The following is an 11,058-nucleotide window of genomic DNA, read 5'->3' on the forward strand; positions in this document are numbered from 1 at the left end:
AACGCCGCGTACTTGGTTTCGTTGTAAGCGGCCGCGATACCGAAACCGCCGATTGCATAGTTCATGCCGAAACCGATCGTGTTGTTCGCGGAAAACGAGCCTGGCGTATTGCCGAAGCCGTACAGCGCGCCGAGTCTCAAACCTGCGAAGGTAGCCGACACGATCTTGACCGAATTCGACACCCGCGACGTACCGCCGGTCTGATCGAAGTCGAACGAGCCGGTCGGATTCTGCGGAATGCCGAGCGCGGCGAACGGCCCCTGCCGCATGTTGTACAGGCCGCCATAGGTGAAGGCGCCATCCAGTTTCGCGGGCGGGAAGAAGAGGAAGTCGGCCATCAGGTTGTATTGCTGGCCGAACGTGATGCGCCCGACATCGTCCTTCGACAAGCCGACGAAAGCCTGCCGGTTGAAGTCGGCGTTGGGTCCCGGGATTCCGGCGCCGCTGTTCACCGAGAACTGCGACGCAAGCTCGAACAGGGTCTTGTAGCCTCCGCCCAGATCTTCGACGCCACGAATGCCCCAGATGCTTGGCGTCCAGATCGAGTCGTCGGCTTTGAAGTTGTGGCTGCCGTTTTCGTTGCTCACATAGCTCACGCCAACGTCGAGAATGCCGAACAGCGTCACGCTGCTTTGCGCGTGAGCGTGCGTGGCGAAGGCGCAGGCCACGACCAGCGCCAATAGTGTCTTCCTCATGTTTCCTCCAGCGGTTTTTATCGTTCGAGTTCAGGAAACGGCCGCTTCGATGGATTCGGCGAGCGGAAGCCGCGACGCGAGATCGCTCAGCAACGACGGCAGATCCTGAAGCGTCTTCACTCCGCCGAAGATGTAGAAGTCGGGCCGCACGACGATCGCTTTGACGTCATGCTCATCGAAGAACTGCTTGTATTTGCCGCTGACGTCGAGCAGCACGCGATCCTTGACGGCTTTGCCCGCGTCGGTCGTGACGCCGATCGAACGCCCGCCGATGGCAGCGAGAGCCGCCTTGCATTGCGCATCGAGATATTGGTTCGGATGCGCATCGAGTGTGATCACGTGAAAGCCGTTGGGCATCACCTCGTCGTAGCGGGATGCTTCGCCGAGGTTCCTGACCTGACCATGTACGCTCAGCAGGCCGGCCACGCTCTCGCAGGCGAACGCGGGGTTTTTGCAGATCATGCCTTCGGTAAGACCCGGGAACGGCGCGAGCGCGGGCACTTCGCCGGCGAGATACGCTTCGTCGCGTCGAGCCGCCTCTTCCTTGTCGGAGATGCAAACGACCTGTCCCATCGCGATAGATGCGTCGATCACCGCACGCACCTGCGGGCGACGCTCGGGCGTATAGCTTTCGAGCAGACGGTCCGATGAAATGCCCTTGAGGATCAGGTCGAAACGCCAGGCGAGATTCCAGGCGTCCCGAATGCCGGAGCACATGCCCTGGCCCATGAACGGCGGCATCTGATGGGCCGCGTCGCCCGCGAGCACCACGCGCCCGCTATGCCAGTTTCTCGCGATCAGCGAACGAAACTTGTAGACGGCATGGCGCACGAGCGTCGCGTTCTCCGGCGTGACCCACGGCGACAGCAGTTCCCACACTTTCTCCGGTTTCTGCAGGTCTTCGATCGATTCATGCGGCAGACGCATGAACTCCCAGCGACGGTAGCCGGGGCCGCCCGGCACCATCGTCGTCGGGCGGGCCGGGTTGCACCACTGGCCGATGTCGGGAACGTCGAGCTTCACGCCATCGTTCGGCTTCAGATCGATGACCAGCCAGTCTTCCTGGAAGCCCAGATCGTCGAACTCGATGTGCTGCGACTTGCGCACGAAGCTGTTCGCGCCGTCGGCCCCGACGACGTAGCGGGCGTGCACGGTCTGCGTCTCACCGGTCGGCTCCCAGTTCGCGCCGTTCATGACGCCGCGACGCAGCGTCAGTTCGCAGCAGTCGGACAACTGTCGCAGCGCGGTGGCTTCCCAGCCTTGTTGCACGGAGACATTCGCCAGCGACTTCGCCTTCCTGTCGAGCAGCGCTTCGAGCGATGGCTGATTGAAGAGGTAGCCCACCGGGCCGTCGCTGATCGATTCCGCCGACCAGTCGATCTCGACGAGCGTCTTCCAGTCCGCGTTGAACCACTGATATTTCGCCGACGGCTGCGAGATGCGCTCGACGTCCTCTCCGATATCCATCGCATGAAAGATGCGGCGAATCTCGTGGTCGTGAAAAACGGCGCGCGGAAGCGGATACAGCGAAGGCCAGCGATCGAAAACCGCAACGTCATAGCCGCGTTCTCCGAGCAATATCGAAAGAGATTGCCCGACCGGTCCGTATCCGACAATCGCGACGTCGAGAATGTTTTGATCTGTCATTTCAGTTCACCTGCTGAAAAAAGAGCGAGTTGTGCCCTGACGCCGGATGAACCGGCAGTCATGGAATCGATGCAAAGGGTATGAAGCGGTCAGTCTTTGAAAGCGACGCCGGCTTCGGTGTTATGGATGAAGTCGTCGGGGACCGGCGGGCCCCATAGATAGAGCGAGTCTTCCGGCGCGAAGTCGCCGGCGGGCCACGTCTTGCCCGCCGACACGAAATCGATGTCGGCGGAGTACTCGCAGAACGAGCCCCACGGGTCTTGCACGTAGTGGAAGTAGTTCGAGCCCAGCACGTGCCTGCCTGTGCCCCAGCCCTTCGTGAAACCGGCAGCGGCCATCTGCGACGCCCCCTGACCCACGAGATTCACGTTATCGACGTCCCACGCCGCGTGATGCCAGCCGCGCGCGCTGCTCTTGGCGAACGCGACCAGATGATGGTCGCTGCCGTGAGGCGCATGCGTGAACGCGATGATGTCGAGCGATTTGTCCGACAAACGCAGGCCGAGCGCCTTGCCGTAGAAGTCGAGCGCGCCGAGGACGTCTGGCGAGAACAGCAACACGTGAGAGAGACGACGCGGACGCACGGTCTTCGCTTCCGAGCGGATGTGCGCGCCGCGCTCATCCGCGTTGCTCGATTCGACGACGCACGGCTTCTTGTCGAATGGCGTCGTCTTCGGGCCGATCTTGACCTGGATCAGATTGCCGTCAGGATCGCGGAACCAGAAGCCTCGATCGGGTGAGGCAACCAGGTCCGCACCCGCCGCCGCCACCTGATTGCGGATCGCCGCGAAGTCCTCTTCGAAGCAGTTGAAACTAAGATACGCGAGTGACTTTCCCGATGCGGGAAGGATGCGCGCCCAGCGATGACCATCGGCTGCGCGCAATTCGAGTTCTGCTGTTTTCGCCGCCACATCGAGACCGAACGCGCCGAAGAAGCGCTCGGCGTCGGCGAGCGAGGGAACGTTGAGCGCGAAGTGATCGATCGAGTGAACACTCGCGCATGCGGATGCTACGGCAGGGTCGCTCATGACCGTGTCTCCATGTTCGATGAACGCCGGCTCTGCGACCGGCTCCGCGGATAAGGAATTAGTGCGCTGCTTCGTCGGTGATGACATTGCGCAGGGTGCCGATCTTCTCGACCGACACTTCGCACACGTCGCCTGCCTTCATCAGAAGCCGCGGCGTGCGGGCCCAGCCGATGCCCGATGGCGTGCCGGATACGATCACGTCGCCCGGTTCGAGCGTGATGGCTTCGCTGATCACGCTGATGAGCGTCGCGACGTCGAAGACCATGTCGCTGGTGCTCGCCGACTGAACCACTTCGCCGTTCAGGCGTGTTTCCAGCAGCAGACCTTTCGCGCCCGCGGGCAATTCGTCGGCGGTGACGAGATCGGGACCGAACGCGCCCGTGCCATCGAAATTCTTGCCGACGGTCCACTGCGGCGTCTTGAACTGATATTCGCGCACGGAGCCGTCATTGAAGAGCGCATAACCCGCGACGTGCGAGAGCGCGTCTTCCTTGGCAATGTGGCGGCCGCCCGTGCCCAGCACGACCGCGACCTCGCCTTCGTAGTCGAGCCCTTCGCAATCGGTCACGCCCGGACGGATCATCGGCTGCTCGTGCGCGACGAGACTGGTGTTGACGCGCAGGAAAAGCGTCGGGTAATCGGGTTGTTCGTACTTGCTTTCCTTCGTGTGATCGGCGTAGTTCAGACCCACGCAAACGATCTTCGGCGGCTTTTGCAGCGGCGGAAGAAACTTCAGACCAGCGGCCGGCACTTTGTCCTCCGTCGCGTGGGTCTTCGCGTACTCATCGAGACGGACGCCGCGAGCGAGAAGCGACTCCAGCGGCTCGTCGCCGATTACGCGCACATGATCTCCATCGCGAACGCCGAGGGTTGCCTTGCCATTCTTTTCGAAACTGACGAACCGCATATTTGCCTCCTGTTCACCCGAGGCAGCTGCCTCAGGGTTGCGTGATTCTCGTAATGACGAAATTGTCATTTCAAATTCTAAGCAAAATGACGATATCGTCAATATGAATCGGCATAGGACAAACCCGCAGACCGCATGCGCTGCTAAAATCAAGCCAGATCAAAGGGATAGTCAATGGAAGAGACAGATTCGATCGAGAATCATCGAACCCGCGTGGGCGCATTGCGACGCGAGAAGACGCGCATTCGTCTGATCGAAAGCGCGCTGGGCGTTTTTGCGGAGAAGGGTGCGGACGCGCCGACGATCGACGATTTCATCGCTGCGGCGGGCGTCGCGCGCGGGACGTTTTACAACTACTTCCGCACGACGGCGGAATTGCTGTCGGCGGTGGCAGGCGAAAGCAGTGACGAAGTGCTCGCGGTCATCGACCCGCTCGTGCGCGCCATCGACGATCCGGCGCAGCGCGTGGTGGTGGGTTCGCGCCTCTACATGGGAATGGCCGCACGCTATCCGCTGTGGGGCGCGTTCATTACGCGCGTGGGCACGAAGCGGGGTTCGCGAGGCCGCTTGCTCGACGAGTATCTCATGCGCGATCTTCAGATGGCCCTGGATGCGGGTCGTTTCGACGTAGCGGACGTGGTCGTCGCGCGTGATATTGCGCTCGGCTCGATCATGTACGGCATCGACACGCTGCTATCTGACGACGCGCCTGTCGACTACGCCGAGCAGTCCATGTACGCGCTCATGCGCGCCTTCGGAATCGGAGCGAAGGAAGCGCGCAAATTGGCCTACGCGCCGATCGCTGATCCTCCGGCGCCTCGCGGCGCCATCTTTGAGCGGGTTGATGCATTGGCGGACGGAGGCGGCGATCTGAATCGTGACCAGACGAGTTAGGGCGCACGAAGCGTTATAACGCGGTCGCCGCGTCCTTCAAGAGACAAAGAAGCTCCAGTGGGAAGTCGCGGCGCAAGCGAGCGGCCGCGCAGGCCTGGAAGTCGACCGCACCAGGCACGAGTCGGCCACGTCGGACGCGCGCTCACGCGCCATCAGCGATGCGATCCACCAGCCTCCGACGCGCTCTCAGATACTGCCAGCTCTCGACGCCATAACGGATCACAGCTGTTACGAGCTGCATTCGCGAAATGTCGTCGGCAAGGTTCGGAAGGCTATTGGACAGTTCCTTCAACAGCGGATCGATGAGATCTTCCACATCGTCGGCTTTCGAAGTGGTCGATACCTGGCGCGAGAAAGGCCCTCTCGCCGATAGCCTGCGGGTCTGCGACTTGGCGAGTGCCAGCATGCGCAGACTCTCTTCCCAGATGAGCAGTTGCGCTAGCTTGCCGAGCCGGCTGGACGGGCGGGCCGGATCGGGCAGCGCGGGAACCACGGCGCACGCGAGCCATGCGTCGAGCTGTCGGGCTGACATGGGTCGCGCGATCGCGAATCCCTGAACGCGATCTGCACCGAGTATGGCCATGGCTTCGAGCAGCGCCGGATTCTCTATGCCTTCGACAGTGACGCTTTTGCCCATGGAATGCGAGAGCCGTATCAGTTGACTGGCGAACTTGAGCATGTCGCACGGATCCTGGTCGGCTCTCGACACGATGCCTCGATCAATCTTGATGCAATCGAACGGCAAGTCCCGCAGGCGTGCGAGGCTGCTGTATCCCGCGCCGAGATCGTCCTGCGCGAGTCCCACCCCGAGTCGCCTGTATTTGTCGAGCTCGCGACGAATCTCGACGCCGGCGGGGACGTCCTCTGTCTCCAGTATCTCGAGCATCAATGCATGAGGCGGGCATGAAGCCGCCTCCAGGGTCTGACGTGTGTGCTCGAAATACCGCGAGTCGGCAAGGGCGACAGGAGGCAGATTGACCGTGACCTTGATCGCGAACCCCGCAGCGCGCCATCGGGAAACGTTTCTTGTCGCCTGTTCGAGCCCCCGCATGAAGAGTTCGAGTAGATCCTCTGACGTGCACGCGGGGAGGAGTTGACCGGGGGTGAGGAGTTCGTCGCCGCCGCGCAGGCGGGCGAGCGCTTCCACCGACGAGATGGCGCCTGTTTCCAGATCGAGAATCGGCTGGTAATGCATTTCGAGGCAATCCGAGCGCAACAATGCGGACCACTTCTTTCTTGTTGCATAGGGGATGGTGCTGCTGCGGCCGTTCCTGTCCTCGATACGCTCAAGAGCGAAAGCCAAAAGGGATTGCAGCTGCTGCACAAAGGCGACCTGCTCGTTCGAGTGCCCTCCGGGCAGCTTGCGATAGAGCGCCAACACGGCTCGTGGCTCTTCATCGGGCGTGCACAGCGGGATTGCCACGCTTGAATGAAATCCGGCGGCGAGCGCGCGGCTTCGCCACGTTGCCACGGCGGGATCGGTCGCCAGATTGATGCTTTGCTCGATCCGCCGATTGGTCCACGCTCGCCCGGTCGGTCCTCTTCCCTGAGGCTGGTCTCCGATCGAGATGCGCTGCCGCGCATCCTTTTCTAGAGCGTTGATATAGTCTTCCGTCTGCGGCCCGAACACCGACTCGTAATGAAAGAAGCCTTCGGAATCAGGGCGCCCGACACAGCAGCCCGCCACCTCCGCGTGCGCGCCGATGATACGCATGACGCTGTGGATCAGGTCCGTATAGCTGTCGACGGTCCACGCAAGATGCGTCACCTGTGCGAGGACCTCATTTCTCGAACCTTGCAACTCGGCATAGACCTGAAACTGGAGCGTCAGTTCGCGTACGATGCGCCGGCCCAGGGTGCAAAAAGCGGCGGCGTGCCTGTGCGTATTCAGTTCTTCATGCAGCGACGCCAGAAGCAAGCCGAACCCGTCAGCGATCTCCTCGCGGCTCACGCCGAGAATGGCGTTTCTCAGACCGGTCGCGCGTGCTGCGCTAGCGTGGCTCTGCTCCGTCAGGTCTGGACAGGCAAGCGCAACGAGTTCGCGTGCTTGAGCCGATTTGAACTCCGCCAGTTCGCGTGCGGACAGGCTGTCGACGAGTCGCGTCAGACTCGGAAGTTTGCGAAGCTTGCGCTGGAATTGATCGGCAACGCGCCCCGCGGCCTTTCGCACATCTGCCTGGAGCGCGGCCATGTACTGTACGTGCCGACAGCCGTACAACTGGACGATTTCCGGATCGTCGCCGGTCAAAACATCGGGTGGAGCAAACATCGTCTAGGCAGTCTCGGCCGACCATCAGGTCTCGCGGGGGCGCTCTTGAAATTCTCTTGCGAGAGAAAAGCGACTTCATCTGTCTCCGGAATGCCGGCAATTCAGCGGCTTCTTGAGGCGCGAAAGGCGTTGCCGTGCGCGACGGTCTCATTGCGCATCCGGTAACGCGGTCTTCATCGGGCATAACGGCATGCGAGGGTCATTCTTTAATCGTCGCTGCGCCGGCGGCAGCCTTGTTTCACGCGGACGACTCGCCGGCGCTCAAGGATTTCGCCGACCTGCCGTTAAGTCATTGTGCGACCACCCATTGACAACGGCGTCTGCCTGGGCGGCGTGTTTGCAACAGGACGGCCGGTTGATGACCTTTTAGCACGATGTCCAGCGCACCTGAAATTGCCCCTCTATGCGCCTCGATGAGCGTCGCGGGCGACTGCTCTGCATTGCTGCAGGCCTGGTCCGTTGGCAACGCATTCGTCGGCGTATACGACGAACACGACCACGTGCGCTATGCGAACGACGGATTCTTACGGGCGTTCAACCTGGAGCTTGGCGAGGTCGCCACCTTCGAGAGCATCATTCACGCGTGCTTTCGGGACAGAAAGGGTGTACGAATCGAGGCGGATGACGTCGCCCCGTTCATCGCCGACGCGCAACTCAGGCGCCGTCCGTCCCCTCCTGTATCGCGTCAGCGTTCGTTTCCAGTCGACTTCATGGACGGAAAGTGGTTCTGGTGTACGGAAACGCTTCTCCCGAATGGCTGGATCGTCCTGACCGGCGCCGACATCACTTCGCTCAAGCAAACCGAGAAGGAGCTGGCGGCGGCGCGCGACAGCGCAGTGCTGCTTAGTCGGATCGATGACCTGACGGGCGTGCCGAACCGCCGCTTCGCCTTATCGAGGCTCGGCGCCATTCTGAATAGTCTGGATAGCGAACCGATGGATTTCAGCGTGGCCGTGCTGGATCTCGACCACTTCAAATCGATCAACGACACATTCGGGCATGACACCGGCGATGTCGTCCTCCGGCATTTCGCGAAGCATTGTGTGTCTTGCGTCCGCAGCCTGGACCTGGTGGGCCGCCTCGGTGGAGAGGAGTTCGTGATCCTGCTCCCGGGAACCAACGCCGAAAACGCGAAAGCGGTCCTCGAACGGATACTCGCGACAATTCCATCGGTGGAAGTCCCGCATTGCGAGGCAGCGCCCATCACCGTGGCATTTTCTGCCGGAGTGACGCAGGCCGGGAACCGGGAGCGTCCGGAAGAAGTTCTGGCGCGCGCAGACAAGGCGCTCTATACCGCGAAACACGCGGGACGAAGCCGCGTCGAGGTCATTCCCAACACTGTTGCGCGCGTGAGTTCATAGACACGTCACGCCGCGGAATGAACAGACGGAAGCGGTCCGGTATCTGCTAGGCCCGTAGCGGCATTGCGCATCAGCCATGTCAGCCAGCTACGTTCGATCTGAACAGCGCACATCCGCTATCGATCAATCCGCGTCCCGGCAGTCAAGGAGGAATGGCCAATGAAATGGTATCGCCGCAGTTGTCTGCATTGCCGGAGCCGTGGATGGCTTCGCATCTTCGCAGGTCTGATTTGTTCAAGCTTCCTGAGCACGGCGTTGGCGGCGCACACGAACGCGTCCGCAAATCATCTTCATCAGCATTCGGCGTCGAAGGCCGGGCGGGACGGAGGTCTCGACCGGTCAGGCAAGGCTCGCAGAGGCAAGGCGTCGTACTACAGCCGGAGCTTCTATCGGAAGAAAATGTCGGACGGGACCAAGATGAACCCGCAATCCAATGCGGCTGCGAGCAAGACGCTTCCGCTCGGCACCAGCGCCCGAGTCACGAATCTGGAGAACGGCAACAGCGACGTGGTGCAGATCAGGGATCGCGGCCCTCACGTCAAGGATCGAATTGTCGATGTATCGCCTAAAACGGCAGACAACCTGGGCATGAAGAAGGACGGCACCGCGCTCGTCGAGGTTAAGCCGATCGACGTGCCGCAGCTCGACGGATCCGTTAAGCGGGGCGCCGGGGCGCGATAAACGCGCACTCGCGTCGGCCTCGCGTCGCGACGTTTCGTCGGAGGCTTCGACAGGCCGCTTCCAAGCTCACGCAACACGGCCGGTCGTGTCTGTCGCCGGCCGCATAGCTTCTGGAGACTCGAACAGGCTGTCATTTACCACGTCCACAGTCCGCGATGTGCTCGGTGTATCAGCGCGGCTGCGCGGCAAGCGTGTGTTGATCGCGGCATCGGGCGGGAGTGCGGATGTCGCGTTGTTCGCGTCGGCGATCAGCCAAGTTTGAGCTTTTGGGTAAAGCGCCCGCTTTCGAAGCGGGCGCTTACGCTTGTGAACGGCGCGCCGCCGCTTCCAGAAACGCAATCAGCAACGGATGCGGCGCGCCATCACGCGACGACAGTTCGGGATGCCCCTGCATGCCCGCAAAGAACGGATGCTTATCGGCCTCGATGGCATCGGCGATCGAGCCGCTCTCATCGTGCGCGCTGACGGTCACGCCGAGCGTCGCGAGCGGCGCTTCGAGCGCCGGATTGAGCCTGTAGCGATGATTGCAGAGAATGCTCGCCTGCGTGCCGAGCATGGCCGCGATACGCGATCCCGGCACCAGGCTTATCGGCCGCAAGCCCAAGCGATGCAACAACACGCCATCCTCGCCAACATGAATCGGCTCGAAGCTGGCGACGCGCGCATCGGGCTGCGCTTCCTTCATGCCGATCTCATCGCTCTTCAACGCGAGCCGTGCGATGGCCGTCGCCATTGACTGCATGCCGAGAGACAAACCCAGGACCGGAATCGACGCCAGCCAGCCGAAACGCGCGGCCTCGATCTGTCCCGCCACGCGCGCCATGTCCGCGCCGCCCGGCAAAAGAATGCCGTGTGCATCGGCGAGCAAGGTTTCTGCGTTGTCGCAGTCGATGTCCTGCGCCGCGATGAAGCGCACGTCGAGATCGAAGCCGAGCGCATCGGCGGCGTCACCGAGGGCGGCGAGCGTCGCGGGGTATTGCTGATGCTGGTCGCACTCACGGCCTATCAGCGCAATCGTCATGGACGGTCCGCTCGCGCGCGATGCGGCTTGTTCCGTGGATCGCCATCTGCCGTAGCGATCCCGATGCGCTTGCAAGACCACGCCCGAGCCATCTTCGACGAGCTGTGCGCTATCGGCTTCATGAACCACGCGCAACATCTCCACGTCTTCGGCGCATTGCGTAGGAAACGCATCGAACGATTGCACGAGGAGCACGATATGGCGCGTGCGCGCCAGCGCAAAAATCTCATGGCATGGTTCGGCACTATCGGGCAGGCCCGTGCGCGTGCGCCAGATCAGACCGCTCGCGACTAGCCGTCCATCCGCTGTGACGTGCTGATGCGCATCGGGAAACCGCTGTTCGTCGAAATGCACGCCGGCGCAGCGGAGTTCGGCATTCAAAGTCCGGGCGAACAGCGCGGGAAGGGCGCCGAATTGAGCCGGCTCGGGGGTAGCGTCTTCGATGAGATAGAGCATGGAAGGCCATCCGATAAAAAGCAAAACCCGCGACACGGCACACGTGTCGCGCGCATGCCGTCTGGTGCTTAAGCGCTTCAGGCCGCGGCGACAGCGGGT

General features: G+C 61.9%; 9 protein-coding genes. 3 read left to right on the forward strand and 6 right to left on the reverse strand.

From position 1 onward, the window contains the following. The 4 genes from AWB79_RS36680 to AWB79_RS36695 form a co-directional block, all read right to left on the reverse strand. The coding region (locus tag AWB79_RS36680) for a porin (RefSeq protein ID WP_157695929.1) at positions 1 to 695 on the reverse strand (695 nt) is incomplete at its 3' end. Between the two features lie 30 nt (positions 696 to 725). Then, positions 726 to 2,342: a bifunctional 3-(3-hydroxy-phenyl)propionate/3-hydroxycinnamic acid hydroxylase MhpA gene (gene mhpA, locus AWB79_RS36685; protein WP_061172370.1), complete on the reverse strand. Its 1,617-nt coding sequence runs from the start codon at positions 2,340 to 2,342 to the stop codon at positions 726 to 728. 89 nt (positions 2,343 to 2,431) lie between these two features. Continuing rightward, a complete protein-coding gene (locus AWB79_RS36690; protein ID WP_061172371.1) occupies positions 2,432 to 3,370 on the reverse strand; it encodes a VOC family protein in 939 nt (312 codons plus the stop codon). A gap of 58 nt (positions 3,371 to 3,428) precedes the next feature. Beyond that, positions 3,429 to 4,277: a fumarylacetoacetate hydrolase family protein gene (locus AWB79_RS36695; RefSeq protein WP_061172372.1), complete on the reverse strand. Its 849-nt coding sequence runs from the start codon at positions 4,275 to 4,277 to the stop codon at positions 3,429 to 3,431. 174 nt (positions 4,278 to 4,451) lie between these two features. On the opposite strand from AWB79_RS36695, the gene AWB79_RS36700 reads away from it, so the two are divergent. Continuing rightward, positions 4,452 to 5,171: a TetR/AcrR family transcriptional regulator gene (locus tag AWB79_RS36700; RefSeq protein WP_061172373.1), complete on the forward strand. Its 720-nt coding sequence runs from the start codon at positions 4,452 to 4,454 to the stop codon at positions 5,169 to 5,171. A gap of 142 nt (positions 5,172 to 5,313) precedes the next feature. On the opposite strand, the gene AWB79_RS36705 is transcribed toward AWB79_RS36700, so the two are convergent. Then, positions 5,314 to 7,440 (reverse strand): EAL domain-containing protein, encoded by a 2,127-nt coding sequence (locus AWB79_RS36705; protein ID WP_082862581.1) that lies wholly within the window; start codon positions 7,438 to 7,440, stop codon positions 5,314 to 5,316. Between the two features lie 374 nt (positions 7,441 to 7,814). On the opposite strand from AWB79_RS36705, the gene AWB79_RS36710 reads away from it, so the two are divergent. Continuing rightward, positions 7,815 to 8,801, forward strand: a complete 987-nt coding sequence (locus tag AWB79_RS36710) for a GGDEF domain-containing protein (protein ID WP_082862582.1) — start codon at positions 7,815 to 7,817, stop codon at positions 8,799 to 8,801. Positions 8,802 to 8,960: 159 nt separating this feature from the next. Beyond that, positions 8,961 to 9,482, forward strand: a complete 522-nt coding sequence (locus AWB79_RS36715; RefSeq protein ID WP_061172376.1) for a septal ring lytic transglycosylase RlpA family protein — start codon at positions 8,961 to 8,963, stop codon at positions 9,480 to 9,482. 298 nt (positions 9,483 to 9,780) lie between these two features. On the opposite strand, the gene AWB79_RS36720 is transcribed toward AWB79_RS36715, so the two are convergent. Further along, a complete protein-coding gene (locus AWB79_RS36720) occupies positions 9,781 to 10,959 on the reverse strand; it encodes a glutamine amidotransferase-related protein (protein ID WP_061172377.1) in 1,179 nt (392 codons plus the stop codon). Positions 10,960 to 11,058: the final 99 nt, after the last annotated feature.

The organism is Caballeronia hypogeia, assembly GCF_001544875.2.
GTDB lineage: Bacteria > Pseudomonadota > Gammaproteobacteria > Burkholderiales > Burkholderiaceae > Caballeronia > Caballeronia hypogeia.

What these genes read in the sequence shown, in the direction of transcription:
- AWB79_RS36690 (WP_061172371.1), bottom strand. Translation starts at nt 3,370, where the DNA reads ATGAGCGACCCTGCCGTAGCATCCGCATGCGCGAGTGTTCACTCGATC.
- AWB79_RS36715 (WP_061172376.1), top strand. Translation starts at nt 8,961, where the DNA reads ATGAAATGGTATCGCCGCAGTTGTCTGCATTGCCGGAGCCGTGGATGG.
- AWB79_RS36695 (WP_061172372.1), bottom strand. Translation starts at nt 4,277, where the DNA reads ATGCGGTTCGTCAGTTTCGAAAAGAATGGCAAGGCAACCCTCGGCGTT.
- mhpA (WP_061172370.1), bottom strand. Translation starts at nt 2,342, where the DNA reads ATGACAGATCAAAACATTCTCGACGTCGCGATTGTCGGATACGGACCG.
- AWB79_RS36700 (WP_061172373.1), top strand. Translation starts at nt 4,452, where the DNA reads ATGGAAGAGACAGATTCGATCGAGAATCATCGAACCCGCGTGGGCGCA.
- AWB79_RS36705 (WP_082862581.1), bottom strand. Translation starts at nt 7,440, where the DNA reads ATGTTTGCTCCACCCGATGTTTTGACCGGCGACGATCCGGAAATCGTC.
- AWB79_RS36710 (WP_082862582.1), top strand. Translation starts at nt 7,815, where the DNA reads ATGTCCAGCGCACCTGAAATTGCCCCTCTATGCGCCTCGATGAGCGTC.
- AWB79_RS36720 (WP_061172377.1), bottom strand. Translation starts at nt 10,959, where the DNA reads ATGCTCTATCTCATCGAAGACGCTACCCCCGAGCCGGCTCAATTCGGC.